Annotated in this window: 13 protein-coding genes; 9 read left to right on the top strand and 4 right to left on the bottom strand. The window is 74.1% G+C overall.

Features of this window, described 5'->3' with window-relative positions; all coding sequences use genetic code 11:
* Entirely contained in the window at nucleotides 1-1,155 is a 1,155-nt protein-coding gene (locus ACIQNG_RS11360; protein ID WP_401484130.1) for an aminoglycoside phosphotransferase family protein, read from the bottom strand.
* 209 nt (nucleotides 1,156-1,364) lie between these two features.
* Between ACIQNG_RS11360 and ACIQNG_RS11355 the strand changes: the two genes are divergently transcribed.
* From ACIQNG_RS11355 to ACIQNG_RS11345, 3 genes are all read left to right on the top strand, one after another.
* The gene (locus tag ACIQNG_RS11355; protein ID WP_401484128.1) at nucleotides 1,365-2,720 is read left to right on the top strand and encodes a DUF692 domain-containing protein; all 1,356 of its coding nucleotides are present in this window, start codon (nucleotides 1,365-1,367) and stop codon (nucleotides 2,718-2,720) included.
* Between the two features lie 203 nt (nucleotides 2,721-2,923).
* Complete coding sequence (locus ACIQNG_RS11350) at nucleotides 2,924-3,733, top strand: TIGR04222 domain-containing membrane protein (RefSeq protein ID WP_401484126.1); 810 nt, start codon at nucleotides 2,924-2,926, stop codon at nucleotides 3,731-3,733.
* A 168-nt stretch (nucleotides 3,734-3,901) separates the two neighbouring features.
* Complete coding sequence (locus ACIQNG_RS11345) at nucleotides 3,902-5,485, top strand: alpha/beta hydrolase (RefSeq protein WP_401425893.1); 1,584 nt, start codon at nucleotides 3,902-3,904, stop codon at nucleotides 5,483-5,485.
* 30 nt (nucleotides 5,486-5,515) lie between these two features.
* Here the strand turns inward: ACIQNG_RS11345 and hemQ are convergent, their stop codons facing one another.
* Together hemQ and hemG are read right to left on the bottom strand one after the other, a co-directional pair.
* The gene (hemQ, locus tag ACIQNG_RS11340; protein WP_401425891.1) at nucleotides 5,516-6,241 is read right to left on the bottom strand and encodes a hydrogen peroxide-dependent heme synthase; all 726 of its coding nucleotides are present in this window, start codon (nucleotides 6,239-6,241) and stop codon (nucleotides 5,516-5,518) included.
* A 4-nt stretch (nucleotides 6,242-6,245) separates the two neighbouring features.
* On the bottom strand, nucleotides 6,246-7,703 hold the full coding sequence (gene hemG, locus ACIQNG_RS11335; RefSeq protein ID WP_401484124.1) for a protoporphyrinogen oxidase: 1,458 nt from the start codon (nucleotides 7,701-7,703) through the stop codon (nucleotides 6,246-6,248).
* A 208-nt stretch (nucleotides 7,704-7,911) separates the two neighbouring features.
* Between hemG and ACIQNG_RS11330 the strand changes: the two genes are divergently transcribed.
* The 3 genes from ACIQNG_RS11330 (at nucleotide 7,912) to ACIQNG_RS11320 (ending at nucleotide 11,617) form a co-directional block, all read left to right on the top strand.
* Nucleotides 7,912-8,925, top strand: a complete 1,014-nt coding sequence (locus tag ACIQNG_RS11330) for a DUF4349 domain-containing protein (protein ID WP_401484122.1) — start codon at nucleotides 7,912-7,914, stop codon at nucleotides 8,923-8,925.
* A 43-nt stretch (nucleotides 8,926-8,968) separates the two neighbouring features.
* Nucleotides 8,969-10,402: an FAD-dependent oxidoreductase gene (locus ACIQNG_RS11325; protein WP_401425885.1), complete on the top strand. Its 1,434-nt coding sequence runs from the start codon at nucleotides 8,969-8,971 to the stop codon at nucleotides 10,400-10,402.
* Between the two features lie 357 nt (nucleotides 10,403-10,759).
* Entirely contained in the window at nucleotides 10,760-11,617 is an 858-nt protein-coding gene (locus tag ACIQNG_RS11320; protein ID WP_401484456.1) for a rhomboid family intramembrane serine protease, read from the top strand.
* Between the two features lie 13 nt (nucleotides 11,618-11,630).
* On the opposite strand, the gene hemE is transcribed toward ACIQNG_RS11320, so the two are convergent.
* Nucleotides 11,631-12,698, bottom strand: coding sequence for a uroporphyrinogen decarboxylase (hemE, locus tag ACIQNG_RS11315; protein ID WP_401484119.1), 1,068 nt, complete (start codon nucleotides 12,696-12,698; stop codon nucleotides 11,631-11,633).
* A gap of 116 nt (nucleotides 12,699-12,814) precedes the next feature.
* On the opposite strand from hemE, the gene ACIQNG_RS11310 reads away from it, so the two are divergent.
* From ACIQNG_RS11310 to ACIQNG_RS11300, 3 genes are all read left to right on the top strand, one after another.
* Nucleotides 12,815-13,492 (top strand): DUF3000 domain-containing protein, encoded by a 678-nt coding sequence (locus ACIQNG_RS11310; protein ID WP_401425878.1) that lies wholly within the window; start codon nucleotides 12,815-12,817, stop codon nucleotides 13,490-13,492.
* Nucleotides 13,493-14,028: 536 nt separating this feature from the next.
* A complete protein-coding gene (locus ACIQNG_RS11305) occupies nucleotides 14,029-14,691 on the top strand; it encodes a response regulator transcription factor (RefSeq protein WP_037671863.1) in 663 nt (220 codons plus the stop codon).
* A gap of 243 nt (nucleotides 14,692-14,934) precedes the next feature.
* Nucleotides 14,935-16,224, top strand: a complete 1,290-nt coding sequence (locus ACIQNG_RS11300) for an HRDC domain-containing protein (RefSeq protein WP_401425875.1) — start codon at nucleotides 14,935-14,937, stop codon at nucleotides 16,222-16,224.
* The last annotated feature ends 355 nt before the right edge of the window (nucleotides 16,225-16,579 follow it).

Below are 16,579 nucleotides of genomic sequence, written 5' to 3'. Positions count from 1 at the left end.
CTAGACCACCGGCTCGTCCAGCAGTTCCAGCAACGACTTCACGGTCTCGACGGGCCCGGTGGGTCCAGTCGGCCCGGTGGGTCCAGTCGGTCCGGTGGGTCCAGTCGGTCCGGTGGGCCCGGTGGGCCCGGTCAGCCCGGCTTGGCCCGCCGCACCCGCCGCACCCGCCCGGCCGGCCGCCCCCGCAGACCCGTACGCCCCGGCACCCCCGTACGCCCCCGGAAAGACCCGTCCCCACGCGCCCGCGCGGCCGAGGGCGGCGGCGCGGCCGGCCAGGGTCAGCGCGCGGCGCAGGTCGGCGGAGGTGCGGCCGGGGCCCGTCCAGGGCTCCAGGTAGGCGTCGCGCAGCCGGGGCAGTACGGCGGGGCCGTGGCGGCGCACCGCCTGCCGGGCGGGGACGCGGAAGCTGCAGAAGGGGTGGGAGACCAAGGCGTCACCCCAGTCGAAGAAGGTGAACCGGCCCGGTTCGGGGCGGAACATCTGGGCCTCGTGCAGATCGGCGTGGTCGAGCGAGTCGGCGATGCCGAGGGCGGCGAGTTCGGCGCAGGATTCGACCAGCAGGGGCCGGACGGCGAGGAGTCTCCTCCGGTCGTCCGGGGCCAGCGCGCCGCTCGCCGTGCTCTCGCCGAGGAGCCGGTCGAAGAGGGCGGGCAGGGCGGCGGTGCGGGCGCCGGGGACGCCGAGGCGTTCGATGGCGTCGGCGTGCGGGACCAGGGCGCGTTGCATGACCGCGTACTGCCGTAGCAGCGCCTCCCAGACCCGGGCGTCCTCGGGGGCGCGCTCCAGTTGCCGCCGCAGGTCCTCGCCGCCGTCGGGCAGCAGGGACCAGCCGCGCCCGGCGTCGACGGCGAGCGGCCGGAGCACATGCCCGGGCACCCACTCGGCCAGCGCCTGCCCGAGCCCGGCCTCGAAGGCACTGGCGGGCGGGTTGGCCTTGAACCACACCACCGCGCCGTCGGCGACGGTGAACCGCACGATCACGGACCACGGCCGCAGCCGTACCCGCCACTCCCCCGCGGCGGGTCGCCCGGCGGCGGCCAGTTCGCCCACGGCCCAGGCGAGGGCGGCCTCCCGCCAGCCCCGGTCCTCCCAGGGCGTCACGGTGGCTTCGTACGTCCCACGGTCCACGGCGGTGGGCCCGGCATCCGGTCTCATCACCCCATCCCACCAGCCGGAACGCCGGGGCTCCAGCCGATTTCCCGCGCACGGGCCGGACCGTCCCCCGCACTCCCCGCCCCGTCGCCGGACGGCCTCCGCCCTCCCCCCAACCTCAAATGTTGCTCTGAAGGCGGGCGCCCCGGGGTTCGGCGTCCGGCCGCGGGGCCATACCCCCGTCATACCTCGGACGTGCGGAGGAGGGGGCCATGGGGGCGGCACGGGCACTGGGCACAGGGATCGGATGGCGGCCGGAGATCGCGGACGTCGTCGCGGGGATGCCGGGCATCGACTGGGTGGAGGTGGTCGCGGAGAACGTGTGTCCCGGCCACCTCCCGGACGCGCTGGTACGGCTGCGGGAGCGCGGGCTGACCGTCGTCCCGCACGGGGTGTCGCTGGGGCTGGGCGGGGCCGACCGGCCCGACGCGGGCCGCCTCGCGGCGCTCGCGGAGCGGGCGGAGGCGCTCGGCGCGCCCCTGGTCACCGAGCACATCGCGTTCGTCCGGGCGGGCGGCGCGCTCACCGCCTCCCCACGGCTGGAGGCCGGTCATCTGCTGCCGGTGCCCCGTACCCGCGACGCGCTCGACGTGCTCTGCGCCAACATCCGGATCGCGCAGGACGCGCTGCCCGTGCCGCTCGCCGTCGAGAACATCGCCGCCCTGCTGTCCTGGCCCGGCGACGAGATGACCGAGGGGCAGTTCCTCTACGAACTCGCCGACCGCACCGGCGTCGGACTCCTCATCGACGTCGCCAACCTCCACACCAACCACGTCAACAGCGGCGACGACCCCGCCAAGGCGCTGGCCGAACTGCCCCTCGAAGCCCTCGCGTACGTCCATGTCGCGGGCGGCTTCGAGCGGGACGGCGTGTGGCACGACAGCCACGCCCACGCCGTGCCCCGCCCCGTCCTCGACCTGCTCACCGACCTCGCCTCCCGCGTCTCCCCGCCCGGTGTGCTCCTGGAGCGCGACGAGGACTTCCCCGAGGCCGCCGAGTTCACCCGCGAACTGACCGGCATCCGGGAGGCCGTGGCGGCGGGGCACCGACTGCGGGAGTCCGCCCGGGCCGTGTGGGGGACGGACCCGGACCGGAACACCGCCACCCCGCGAGCCCACGAGAACACCACCGCCGGCGCCGACGCCGACGAAGACCCCGCCCGGCAGCGTCTCGCTCTCGCCCAGGTCTCGCTGCTGTCCGCCCTCGTGGCCGGCACTCCCGCGCCCGAGGAGTTCGACCGGGCCCGGCTGCGGATCCAGGCGCGGGCGCTCGCCGGAAAGCGGGCGGACGTGGTCGCGAAGGTCGCGCCGGAGCTTCCGCACCTGCTCGGCGCGCGGTACCGGACGGCGTATCTCGCGTACGCCCAGGGGCACCCGATGACCGGCGGCTACCGCGCGGACGCCCTGGCCTTCGTCTCCCACCTCCTGGACACCGGGCAGCCGCGCGACGCCCGGGTCCGGCACGACCTGCGGGAGTGGTGGCTGGACCGCTCGGGCCCGGCCCCGCGCCCCCACCACCCGACGGCACGGCTCGCCCGCGCCACCCGACGGGCCCTGCTGCGGCGGTGAGCAGAAACAGGCGCTGGGCAGGGCAGGCGGTGAGCAGGACGGGCGTTAGCAGAACAGGCGGTAAGCAGAACAGGCGCTGGGCAGGGCAGGCGCCCACGCCCCGGACCGGAATCTGCCCTTCCCTCACAGCTCCCGACCCGAACACGCGTCCGCATACTGAACAGGGCATGGCGTTTCCCTGTCCCCTGGCATAGAAACGCGGCATGTTCTGGGTGCCTCTCCTGCTGCTGGCCTGGGCCGTCGCCGGTGTCGCGTGCACCCGGCTGTGCCTGGCCGCGGTCCGCGCGGCGACGGTGGACACGGAGACCGGTCGTACGCGTGATCTCACGCTGTACGAGGCCGCGTTCCTGTCCGGCGGCCCCGCGCGCGTGGCCGAACTGACCCTGGTGTCGATGGCCCGGCAGCGCCGGCTGCTGCTCGCCCGCACCGGCTGGGCGACGGTCGTGGATCCGCGCGGGCGCGACGCGATGGAGCGCACGGTGATCGGCGCGATCGGTCCGCGCGGGCAGTCGCCGATAGCGCCGGTACGGACCGCGACGGCCGCCGCCGACCCGGTACGCGGCCTCGCCGACACTCTGGTGCGGGCGGGGCTCGCGGTGCCGGAGGGCTCCCCGTCCACCGTCGCCTCCGGGGTACGACAGGTGCGCGGCGCCGCGTTCGTCGTGCTCGCGCTGGGCGTGGTCGCCCTGCTGATGCCGGTCCCGAGCGAGATGGCCCGCCCTCTGATGGCGATGTGGTTCGCGCTGCCGCTCACCCTCACCCTGAGCTGTCTGGTCCTCGCGCGGATCGAGGCGCACCCGTACACGCCGTGGGCCTCCCCCGCCGGGCAGCGGCTGATAGGGGCGCTGGCCCGCCGTACCGGCCCCGCCGCCGGGGACGGGAGCGACCGGGCCTTCCTGACCTCCGTGGCCGTCCTCGGCGTCCACGCCGTCGGCGAGCCCGACCTCCGGGCCGCCTTCGCACACCGCGAGCGGGAGCCGGACCGCTACCGGCACCGCCACCGGGAGCGTTAGGCGACGCAGCGGGGCCCACCCGGACGGCGACCGTCCACCCGGACGGCGTGGGGCGCACGGAAGCACTCACGCACCTTCCCGCGCGACACCAGCGGCCGGTGCTTGCCTTCCCTCACTTTCGAACGAAATATCCCTTATGTCGCCACCGTGCCTCGAAGGGACGTCCCCATGCGCGCCGCCGCCCTCTGTACGGCCGCCGGATCCTTGCTGCTGACGGCGCTTGCCACCGCCCCGGCCGGCGGTGCTCCCGCCAGGGCGGGCGCGGCCGAGTGGCACGGCACCCGGGTCGCCGTCGAGCGGGCGGGCGCGGCCGGGGTCGCCTTCGGCGCCTGCTCCGACGCCCAGGACATGCCCGGCGCCCTGGAGTGCGGCGAGGTCGGGGTGCCGCTCGACTACGCGGACCCCGGCGGCAAGCAGATCAAGCTGACCGTCAGCCGGGTCAAGGCCACGCACAAGGACCCCGGCAACAGCAAGCGCCGGGTGCCCCGCCAGGGCGCCCTCGTCTTCAACCCGGGCGGCCCCGGCGGCTCGGGCTTCTACTTCCCGCTGGTCGGCATGCTCCCCGAGTGGAAGCGCCTCGGCGCCGCCTACGACCTCGTCGGCTACGACCCGCGGGGCGTCGGCCGGTCGGCGCCGCTGTCCTGCCAGGAGCCCGGGCGGTTCTTCGAGGGCCCCACGCAGGCCCCGACGCACCCCTCGGAGGCGTACAAGAAGGAGCGGATCGCGCGGGCCAAGGCGTACGCGCGCGGGTGCGCCGAGCGCTCCGGCGAGGACCTTCGGCACTACCACTCGCTCAACAACGCCCGCGATCTGGACGTGGTGCGCGCGGCGCTGGGCGAGGAGAAGCTGACCTTCATGGCGTCGTCGTACGGCACCTACTTCGGGGCCGTGTACGCCACGCTCTTCCCCACGCATGTGCGGCGGATGGTGTTCGACTCGGCGGTCGACCCCGACCCGGCGGGGATCTGGTACCGCAACAACCTCGCCCAGTCCGCCGCGTTCGAGGGCCGCTGGACGGACTTCCGGGAGTGGGCGGCCGAGCACGACGCGGTGTACGGGCTCGGCACCACGGCACGGGAGGTGCTGCGCAGCTACGAGCGGGTGCGGGCCGGGCTGGCCGCGGCACCGGCGGGCGGGAAGGTGGGCCCCGGTCAGTTGCAGGGGGTGTTCCTGGAGGCCGGGTATTACGACGACTTCTGGCCGCATCGTGCCTACGCGCTGTCGGCGTACCTCAAGGGCGATCCGCAGCCGCTGGTCGACATCGCGGCGCCGGTGGAGGAGGCCGCGGCGGAGGCGGAGAACGCGCGGGCCGTGTACACGGCCGTGGAGTGCAACGACGCGCCCTGGCCGACGGACTTCGCGGTCTGGGACCGGGACAACACCCGGCTCGCGCGCGTGGCGCCCTTCGAGACCTGGGACAACGTGTGGCTGAATCTGCCGTGCGCCTATTGGACGGGGCCGCGTCAGCAGCCCGTCGACGTCCGGACCGGGCCGGGTGAGCTGCCGCCGACGCTGATCCTGGCCGCCGAGCGGGACGCCGCCGCGCCGTACCAGGGGGCGCTGGAGTTGCAGCGGCGGCTGACGGGGTCGGTGCTGGTGACCGAGCGGGACGCCGGGTCGCACGGGCTGGCCGGGGGCGGCAACGCCTGTGTGAACGGCCATCTGGAGGCGTATCTGCTGGAAGGGCGGCTGCCGGTGCGGCGCGCTTCCTGCGCACCGCACCCCGCGCCCGAACCCGACAGCGGGCAGTAGCCGCCGTCAGGGGGACCCGCCCCCGAAGGGCTACGCCAGCCCGGCGACGAGTTCCGCGACCGCCTTGCGGCGGCCCGTGTAGAACGGGACCTCCTCGCGGACGTGCATCCGGGCCTCGGAGGCGCGCAGATGGCGCATGAGGTCCACGATGCGGTGGAGTTCGTCGGCCTCGAAGGCGAGGATCCACTCGTAGTCGCCCAGCGAGAACGAGGCGACGGTGTTGGCGCGCACGTCCGGGTAGCCGCGGGCCATCTTGCCGTGGTCGGCGAGCATCCGGCGGCGGTCCTCGTCCGCCAGCAGGTACCAGTCGTAGGAGCGCACGAACGGGTAGACGCTGATGTAGTCGCGCGCGGTCTCGTCGGCGAGGAAGGCCGGGATGTGCGAGCGGTTGAACTCGGCGGGGCGGTGCAGCGCCATGTTCGACCACACCGGCTCCAGCGCGCGGCCGAGCCGGGTGCGGCGGAAGAGGTTGTACGCCTCCTGGAGCTGGTCGCTGGTCTCCGCGTGCCACCAGATCATCAGATCGGCGTCGGCGCGCAGGCCGGAGACGTCGTAGGTGCCGCGGACGGTGACGTCCTTGGCGGCGAGCTGGTCGAACAGCTCCTGGACCTCGTCCGCGTACCCCGCGCGGTCCTCGGGCAGCGCGTCCTTCAGCTTGAAGACGGACCAGAGGGTGTAGCGGATCACCTCGTTGAGGTCCTTGGCCCGCTTGCCCTTGTTCGGAATCCGGTCGGTGGTGGAGGCGTCGTCACTCATGCGGCTATTCTCCCGCTCCGCCGTGCGGAGTCCGCACCGGGGCGGCCGTGAGCTGCCGCACTCCGTGCCCGGCGCCGTCCAGCAGGTCGACCGCCGCGTAGGCGCTCGCCACACAGGCGGGGACGCCCACGCCGTCGTAGACCGCGCCGCACACGGCGAGGCCGGGCAGCGCGGCGATGTGCGCGCGGATCCGGGCGACGCGCGCGTGGTGGCCCACCGGGTACTGGGGCAGTCCGTCGTCCCAACGGGTGACGCGGGTCTCGACCGGTTCGGCGTCCAGGCCGACGGCCTCGCGCAGCTCGTGCCGTGAGACGGCGACCAGGTCGTTGTCGGGGCGCTGGAGGACCGCCGTGTCGCCGTGGCGGCCGACGGAGGTGCGCAGGACGAGGGTGCCGGGGTCCTCGTCGGCGATCCAGCCCCATTTGCGGGAGGCGAAGGTGGACGCCTTGATCGTGCGGCCGTCGACCGGCGGGACCAGGAAGCCGCTGCCGTCGGGGAGGCGGACGTCGGCGCTGCGGTAGGCGAGGGTGATCAGGGCCATCGACGCGTACGCGACGGCGGTCAGTTCGGCCGCGGCGGCGGGGGCCTCGGCGCGCAGCAGCCGGGCGGCGGCGGGGGCGGGCAGGGCGACGACCACGGCGTCCGCGCGCAGGACGCGCCCGCCCGCGGTGATCCGCCAGCCGCCGTCGGCCTCGCGGCGCAGTCCGGTGGCGGGCGTGCCGGTGAGGATCTCGCCGCCGCGTGCGCGGACCGACGCGGCGACGGCGAGCGGGAGGGTGCCGACGCCGCCCTCGATGCCCAGGAAGACGGGCCCGGCGGACGCGGCCTGGGCGGCGGCCTTCGCCTGGACGGCGCGGACCGCGTCGGTGAGGGAGGTGTGGCTGCGGGCGGCGTCGAAGAGCTGGGGCACGGCCGAGCGCATCGAGATGCGGTACGCGTCCCCGGCGTAGACCCCGCCGAGGAGCGGTTCCACCAGCCGGTCGACGACCTCGCGCCCGACGCGCGCGGCCACGTACGCGCCCACCGCCACGTCGTCGCCGATCTCGGTGCGGGGCAGTTCGGCGTCGCGCGCGATCCGGCGCAGACCGTCCTCGGAGAGCACCCCGGACAGCGCGTCGGCGGTGCCGGGCACGCCCATGACGTGACCCTTGGGCATCGGGCGCAGCGCGCCGCGCGTCCACAGCGAGGCGGTGGCGGTGGCGGGCGGCTGGAGCCGGTCGCCGAGGCCGACCTCGCGGGCGAGGCCGACGGCCTCGGGGCGGCGGGCCAGCAGCGACTCGGCGCCGAGGTCGACGCGGACGCCCGCGATCCGGCCGGGCAGCAGCTTGCCGCCGACGCGGTCGGCCGCCTCCAGGACGGTCACCGCGGCCCCGCGGTCCAGCAGCCGGTGCGCGGCGGCGAGCCCGGCGATCCCGCCCCCGATGACGACGACGGCCCTGCGGTCCCCAGCTCCTGCGCTCATACGTCCACCCTCTCAGACCCCGCAGCGGACCCACCTCAGACCCCGCCGCAGACCCCACCTCAGACCCCGCCGCAGACCCCGCCGACGCCCCGTGCCCGTGCCGAGTCCCGACCGTGACCGCTTCGGGACCGCCCGGTCCAAACGTCCCGGCCGCCTCCGGCGTCGAAGAAGCGTCATGCCGTCACGAACCCTTGGGGGGTGGGCGCCGATGCGCGCACAACATTCCGTACGACCGTCTCGACGACACCCGGTGCGGGCGCTGGCCGGGCTGCTGCTGGTGGCGGCGCTCGGCCTGACCGGGTGCACCGGGGCCGGCGGCGGGGCCGACAGCAGCGGCAAGGCCGCAGCCGCCGACGAGAAGGCCGACACCGCCCTGGACTCACAGGGCTCGGACCGGCCCGCCCGCGTCGAGGGCGAACAGGCGGACACGGCACCGTCCGAGGCGCCGAAGCTCCCGTCCAGCCACGTCATCCGCACGGCGGAGCTGGCCCTGGAGGTCGAGGACGTCCCGAAGGCCCTGCGGGAGGCACGGTCGCGGGTCGAGGACGCGGGCGGCCACATCGGCCAGGAGACCACCACCCGGGACGGCGAGGACGCCGAGTACACCGAGGTCAAGCTGCGGGTCCCGGTGGAGCGCTACGACAGCGTCCTCACCGAGCTGGAGGGCGTCGGCTCGGGAGAGCTGGTGCACCGCTCCACCAAGGCGAGGGACGTCACCGAGCAGGTCGTGGACGTGGCGAGCCGGATCACCTCGCAGCGGGCGAGCGTGACCCGGATCCGGGAGCTGATGGACCGGGCCGAGCGGCTCAGCGACGTGGTGACGCTGGAGGGCGAGCTGAGCACCCGTCAGGCCGATCTGGAGTCGCTGCTGGCCCGTCAGGCGTCCCTGAAGGACCGCACCGCGCTCGCGACGATCGACCTCACCCTCTCGCAGCCCCCGGCGGACGAGGACGGCACGGACGACGACCCGGGCTTCGGGGACGCCCTCGCGGGTGGCTGGGACGCCTTCGTGGGCATGCTGCGCTGGCTGCTGGTGGCCCTCGGCGCGGTGCTGCCGTTCCTCGCGGCGGCGGCCGTGCTGCTCCTGGTGTGGCTGAAGGTGGTCAGGCCGCGGCTGCCGCGCCGCGGGGAGCCGGCGCCGGTGATGATGGCTCTGGGACCGATACCGCCCGCGGGCCCGGTGGCGGAGCGGGACGGTCGCGGGGTGGAGGACGACGACTGACCTGGGCGGGGTGGGCCCCCGGCGAGCCCGTAGCGTGGACGGCATGAGCATCAGCCGTACCAACGACACAGGGGCCGCCGGGGTCGGCGGGGCCACGGGGAACGGACGGGAACGACTGGTCGTGATCGGCGGTGACGCCGCGGGCATGTCCGCGGCGTCGCAGGCCCGTCGCCAGAAGGGCCCGGACGAACTGGAGATCGTGGCGTTCGAACGCGGCCACTTCACCTCCTACTCGGCGTGCGGGATCCCGTACTGGGTCGGCGGTGACGTGGCCGAGCGGGACGACCTGATCGCCCGCACGCCCGAGGAGCACCGTGAACGTGCCATCGACCTGCGGATGCGCACCGAGGTCACCGAGATCGACGTGGCGGGCGGCAAGGTCCGCGCGCGGGACGTCGATTCCGGGGCGGAGTCCTGGACGTCGTACGACAAACTCGTCCTCGCGACCGGCGCGCGGCCGGTGCGTCCGGAGCTGCCGGGGATGGACGCGCCCGGGGTGCACGGGGTGCAGACGCTGGACGACGGGCAGGCGCTGCTGGACTCGCTGGCGGCGACGGCGGGGCGGCGCGCGGTGGTCGTCGGGGCCGGGTACATCGGTGTGGAGATGGCCGAGGCGCTGATCAACCGGGGGTACGAGGTGACGGTCGTCAACCGCGGCCCGGAGCCGATGTCGACCCTGGATCCCGACATGGGCCGGCTGGTGCACGAGGCGATGGAGGGGCTCGGCATCACCATGGTCGACGACGCCGAGGTCACCGCGATCCGCACCGGCGACGACGGCCGGGTGCGGGCGGTGGTGACCGAGGACGCCGAGTATCCGGCGGATGTCGTCGTCCTCGGTATCGGGGTCCGCCCGGAGACCGGTCTGGCGCGCGCGGCGGGGCTGCCGCTGGGCGAGTACGGCGGGCTGCTGACCGATCTGGCGATGCGGGTGCGCGGGCACGAGAACATCTGGGCGGGCGGTGACTGCGTCGAGGTGCTCGACCTGGTCGCCGGGCGGCAGCGGCACATCGCGCTCGGCACCCACGCGAACAAGCACGGACAGGTCATCGGCGCGAACGTGGGCGGCGGCTACGCCACCTTCCCGGGTGTGGTGGGGACCGCCGTCAGCAAGGTCTGCTCGCTGGAGATCGCGCGCACCGGGCTGCGGGAGAAGGACGCGCGGCGGGCCGGGCTGCGGTTCGAGTCGGTCGTCATCGAGTCGACCAGTCGGGCCGGCTACTACCCCGGCGCCTCCCCGATGACGGTGAAGATGATCGCCGAACGGCGCACCGGGCGGCTCCTCGGGGTGCAGATCGTGGGCCGGGAGGGGGCGGCGAAGCGGGTGGACATCGCGGCGGTGGCGTTGACCGCCGGGATGACCGTGGAGCAGATGACGATGCTCGACCTGGGGTACGCGCCGCCGTTCTCACCGGTGTGGGATCCGGTGCTGGTGGCCGCCCGCAAGGCCGTGGCCAAGGTGCGGGAGGCGGGCTGAGCCGTGGCGCGGGACGCGGGATGAGCCGTCCGGGGCGGGACGCGGGGTGAGCCGTGGGGCCGGACGCGGGACGAGCCGTCCGGGGCCGGACGCGGGACGAGCCGTGGGGCCGGACGCGGGACGAGCCGTCCGGGGCCGGACGCGGGACGAGCCGTGGGGCCGGACGCGGGACGAGCCGTGGGGCCGGACGCGGGACGAGCCGTCCGGGGCCGGACGCGGGACGAGCCGTGGGGCCGGACGCGGGATGAGCCAAGGCTCGGGACGCGGGGTGAGCCGTCCGGGGCTGTCCGCCGCGCCGCGTTAGGCCGTTGAGCCGGTGATCCGGTGGGCGGGGGACGGGCCGGGCAGTACTGCTCCGTGGTCATCCCCGTCCATGATCTGAACCCGGTGCGCCGCACCCCGTGGGTGACGTACGCGCTGATCGTCGCGAACGTCGTCGTGTTCCTGCTCATGCCAGGGATGGCGGGCTCGCTGACGGGCGAGAGCGGTCTGGCCCAGCTGTGCCATCTCCAGGCGTTCCTGGACCAGTACGCGGCCGTGCCCCGCGAGCTGATCCACGACCGGCTGCCGCGGCTGGTGCCCACCGGCGCCACCGGGATCGGCCCGCAGGGGCCCGGCTGTGTGGTGGGCCCGCCCGGCTACACCAAGTCGCCCTGGCTGAGCGTGCTCACGGCGATGTTCCTGCACGGGAGCTGGCTGCATCTGCTGGGCAACATGCTGTTCCTGCTGGTCTTCGGCAACAACGTCGAGGACCGCATGGGCCACCTCCCCTTCGCCCTCTTCTACGGCGTCTGCGGCGCGGCGGCGACCTACGGCTACGCCCTGCTGAACGCCGACTCCACGGCCCCGCTGATCGGCGCGTCCGGGGCGATCGCCGGGGTGCTCGGGGCGTATCTGGTGCTGTGGCCGACAGCCCGGGTGTGGGTGCTGGTGCCGTTCCTGATCTTTCTGCCGCTGCGGCTGCCCGCCTGGCTGGTGCTGGGCTTCTGGTTCGTGCTCCAGGCCGTGTACGCGACGGGACAGGGCGTCTCCGGCGCGGGCACGGTGGCGTACGCGGCGCACCTCGTCGGCTTCGTCGTGGGGCTGCTGATCGCCTGGCCGCTGCGGCGCGGGACGCCGCCACCGCCGGAACCGCGCGGTCTGCTCCTCGGCAGACAGGCGCGGCTCGGCGGACAGACACAGCCTGGGCCCCACTGGGGCGATCAGCAGCGGTGACCCGGAGAGGGGGTCAGCGGGCGGTGTGCGTGTGGACGTACTCCACCACGCGGGTCAGCGCGTCCGGGTCGGTGTCCGGGAGGACTCCGTGGCCGAGGTTGAAGACATGGCCCTCCAGACCGGCCGCCGCGTCCAGCACCTCGCGGGTCTTGGCCTCGACGGCCTCCGGCGGGGCGAAGAGCACGGCCGGGTCCAGGTTGCCCTGGAGCGCCTTGCCGGGGCCGACCCGGCGGGCGGCCTCGTCCAGCGGGACCCGCCAGTCGGCGCCGACGACATCCGCGCCGGCCTCGCCGAGCAGCCCGAGCAGCTCACCGGTGCCGACCCCGAAGTGGATGCGCGGCACACCGTACGACTCGACCGCGCGGAAGACCTTGGTGGAGGCGGGCATCACCGCGCGGCGGTAGTCCGCCGGGGCCAGGGCGCCGACCCAGGAGTCGAAGAGCTGTACGGCGCTGGCGCCGGCCTCGATCTGCACCTTGAGGAACGCGGCGGTGATGTCCGCGAGCCGGTCCAGCAGGTCGGCCCAGAGCTGCGGGTCGCCGTACATCAGCGACTTGGTGTGCTCGTGGTTGCGGGACGGGCCGCCCTCCACCAGATAGCTGGCGAGGGTGAACGGGGCGCCCGCGAAGCCGATCAGCGGGGTCGCGCCGAGTTCGGCGGTGAGCAGACCGATGGCCTCGGTGACGTAGGAGACGTCCTCGGGGGTCAGCTCGCGCAGCCGGTCGAGGTCGGCGCGGGTGCGGATCGGCCGCTCGACGACCGGGCCGACGCCCGGCTTGATGTCGAGGTCGACACCGATGGCCTTGAGCGGGACGACGATGTCGCTGAAGTAGATCGCCGCGTCCACGTCGTGGCGGCGCACCGGCTGGAGGGTGATCTCCGTGACCAGCTCCGGCCGCATGCAGGACTCCAGCATCGGGATGCCCTCACGCACCTTGCGGTACTCCGGCAGCGAACGGCCCGCCTGCCGCATGAACCACACCGGCGTGTGCGGCACCGGCTCGCGCCTGCACGCCTTGAGGAAGGCGGAGTCGTACGTGGCTGTCGGGGGCTGGCCCGTGGGGCGTCCGTTGGCACTCACGGGGCAAGTCTCCCATGCCGCCGGGCACCGTCGCGGCGGCCCCCGTGGGGAGCCGGGGCGGGCGGACGGGGTGTCTTGCCCTGCGCGCGGGCTCCGTTCCGCTTAATCTTCCCCGCATGGCTGCGGCTCAGGGACGACTGTCGGACGGCACTGGCGGAATGGACGAACCGAAGGACACGGAGGACAGCTCACTGCCTTCAGACGGGACGGTGCCGCCGCCCTTCCGGGCCGCGGTCGACGCGCTGCGCTCGGCGCGGCTGCGGCCCCAGGTGGAGATCGACCCGGTACCGGCGCCGAAACGGCTGGCGCCGTTCGCGTACGCGCTGGAGGCCACGGTGGTCGACGGCGAGCACGAACTCGCCGACGGGCGGCTGGTGCTGCTGCACGACCCGGACGGGCACGACGCCTGGCGCGGAACGTTCCGGCTGGTGACGCTGGTCCGTGCCGAACTGGAGCCGGAGATGGCGGTCGATCCGCTGCTCCCCGATGTGTGCTGGTCCTGGCTGACCGGGTCGCTCCAGGCACGCGGGCTGGCGTACGGCGAACCGAGCGGCACGGTCACACGGGCCGGTTCGCACTACTTCGGCGGGCTCTCGGCGCGCCCCGCCGCCTCGCAGATCGAGATCCGGGCGTCCTGGACACCCCGGGAGGGGCTGGGCGGGGTCCCGGACACGGGGGCGCATCTGGCCGCCTGGTGCGATCTGCTGGCGCAGGTCGCGGGGCTGCCGCCGGCCGGGCCCGGGGACGCGTCGGTGGTGACGCTGCCGCAGCGGCGGGGGCCGCAGTCACGCTGACGGTCCCATCCGGGTCCCTATCGGGTCCCATCGGCTCCCACCGGGTCCCAGCAGGACCCAGCAGGACCCAGCAGGACCCAGCAGGACCCACAGGTCTGGCCGGGTACCAACAGACCAACAGGTCTGACCGGGTCCCACCAGGTCCGACCATGTCCCCAGGGGCACGCCTGAGAGGTGTGCCCCTTTTTCATGCCCTTTGGGATTTGCCGCCCTCGATGCGGCTTACGCCGCCGTACGCCCCGTTTCGCTCCGCCTTCCGACCCACCCATGCGCCCGGATCGCCCGACCGCCGCGTTTCTATGCCATCACTTTGTCGATTCGGCCACTTTCAGCCACTCAATCGGCCCCGAGCGATCCGATTCGATCTTCGGACGATCGACCGCGTGTCCGAATTGCACGGATTGTTACTCACTGGATCGTGATCATTCTCTAAAGGAGCACGGGTTCGGTGCCGAAGACGACTGTGACCTTGAAAGCACGGTTCGTACCGGCTTCACCCCCACGAGCCGGCCCCGTCCCGCACCCCAGGAGGCCTGGTGTCCGTTCTTCTTGAGCAGCCCGCAAGCCTGGTCGCCTACCGCCCGAACAAGCCGACCGCGATGGTGGTCGTGGCCGATCCGCGCGTCCGTTCCACCGTCACCCGCCATCTGTGGGCCCTCGGTGTACGCGATGTCATCGAGGCCTCGTCCGTCGCGGAGGCTCGTCCCCGCATCGGCAACCCCCGCGACATCTGCGTCGCGGACGTCCATCTGCCCGACGGCTCCGGTCTGACCCTGCTGTCGGAGACCCGCGCCGCGGGCTGGCCCAACGGCCTCGCCCTCTCCGCCGCCGACGACATCGGCGCCGTCCGCAACGCCCTCGCGGGCGGTGTGAAGGGCTATGTCGTCACCGGCACCCGCACCAACCTCGGGCTCCCCACCCGACCCGGTGCCGCGCCCATCGGAGCCGCCGCCGCGCGGCTGCACCGCCGCCCCCCGGGTGCTCCGAGCCACCCGGGCGGCTACCGCGAACTGTCCGGCCGCGAGGTCGAGGTGCTGCGGCTGGTCGCCGAGGGACAGTCGAACAAGGCGATCGGCGTCTCGATGGGCCTGTCCGCACTCACCGTCAAGAGCCACCTCGCCCGCATCGCCCGCAAGCTCGGCACCGGTGACCGCGCCGGAATGGTCGCGGTCGCCCTGCGGACCGGGATCATCCACTGACCCCTGACCCCTCCATTCCTCCCATTACCCACAGCCCCTCCCTTCCCCCCTTCCCCGTCGCCTCCCCGTCCCCTCCCCGTCCTCCCGCGCTCCCTCGTTCTCTTGTTCCTCCCGTCCCCCACCTGTCCCCGCCGCCGCCGTGAACCCGCTCTTTCACTGACATGACTGGTTTACGACCCTCGCGTGCCCGTCGACGGAACGTTCCGTCGGCGGGCGCGGTCCGTACATGGATACCCTTGACAGGTGACCGACGCCCAAGACACCGCAGCAGCCAGTTCACTGCGAACCACCGGGGGCGCCCCTCCGGACGACGGCGGAACCACTGCTCCTGGGGCGCCGACACCGCTGCTGGCTCCGCGTGAGGGCATTCCGCCCGTGATCGCGGACGCCACCTCCCTCGCCGCCACCGTGGCCGCCTTCGCCGCCGGCTCCGGCCCCGTCGCCGTCGACGCCGAGCGCGCCTCCGGATACCGCTACGGCCAGCGCGCGTATCTGGTCCAGCTCCGCCGTGAAGGCGCGGGCACCGCGCTGATCGACCCCATCGCCTGTCCGGATCTGTCGGGCCTCGGCGAGGCGCTGTCCGGCACCGAATGGGTGCTGCACGCCGCCACCCAGGACCTTCCCTGTCTGCGCGAGATAGGCATGCTGCCCAGCCGGCTCTTCGACACCGAGCTGGCCGGGCGGCTCGCCGGATTCCCCCGGGTGGGGCTCGGCGCGATGGTCGAGGGCGTCCTCGGCTATCAGCTGGAGAAGGGCCACTCCGCCGTCGACTGGTCCACCCGGCCGCTGCCCGAACCCTGGCTGCGGTACGCGGCGCTCGACGTGGAGCTGCTGGTCGACCTGCGGGACGCGCTGGAACAGGAACTGGACCGTCAGGGCAAGCTGGACTGGGCCCGCCAGGAGTTCGACGCGATCGCCACGGCCCCGCCCCCCGAGCCGCGCAAGGACCCCTGGCGGCGGACGTCCGGGATGCACAAGGTGCGGCGCAGGCGGCAGCTGGCCGTCGTGCGGGAACTGTGGGAGACCCGGGACCGGATCGCCCAGCGGCGGGACGTGTCGCCGGGCAAGGTGCTGTCGGACACGGCGATCGTGGAGGCCGCGCTGGCCCTGCCGGTCGGGGTGCAGGCGCTGTCGGCGCTGGGCGGGTTCGGGCAGCGGATGGGGCGGCGCCAGCTGGAACAGTGGCAGGCCGCGGTGGACCGGGCGAGGGCGCTGCCGGAGTCGCGGCTGCCGCAGCCGGGGCAGGCGGTGACGGGGCCGCCGCCGCCGCGGGCCTGGGCCGACAAGGATCCCGTCGCGGCGGCACGGTTGTCCGCGGCGCGGGCCGGGGTGACGGAGCTGGCCGAGGGGCTCGGGCTGCCGCAGGAGAATCTGATCTCGCCGGACACGGTGCGGAGGGTGTGCTGGGAGCCGCCGGTGCCGGTGGGGGTGGGGGCGGTGGGGGATGCGCTCGCCGGGTACGGGGCTCGGGCTTGGCAGGTGGAGTTGGTGGCGCCGGTGCTGGTGCGGGCGTTTTTGGGGGCGGAGGAGTAGCGCGGGCCGCGCGGTCTGGTGCGGGTGCGGTGCGGGTGGGTGGGGGTTTTGCGCAGTTCCCCGCGCCCCTAGGTGGGTGGTCGGGTGCGGGTGAGTGGGTTTTTTTGCGCAGTTCCCCGCGCCCCTAGGTGGGTGGGGGGTTCTTGCGGAGTTCCCCGTGCCCCTGGGTGGGTGGGTGGGTGGGTGGTTCTTGCGGAGTTCCCCGCGGCCCTGGGTGGGTGGGGGGTTCTTGCGGAGTTCCCCGCGCGCCCTGGGAGTGTGACGTAGGACGCTCCGGGGTGTGGGGGTGGGCAGCTACGTTACTGATTAGTAGCATGGTGGTGAGCAAGCGCTCAGCGTCCCGTATCCCTGGAGG

Origin of the sequence: Streptomyces sp. NPDC091377, assembly GCF_044757045.1 — a bacterium.
Classification (GTDB): Bacteria; Actinomycetota; Actinomycetes; order Streptomycetales; family Streptomycetaceae; genus Streptomyces.
Note: the sequence above shows the minus strand (reverse complement) of the source record. Positions and strands in the feature narration are given on the sequence as shown.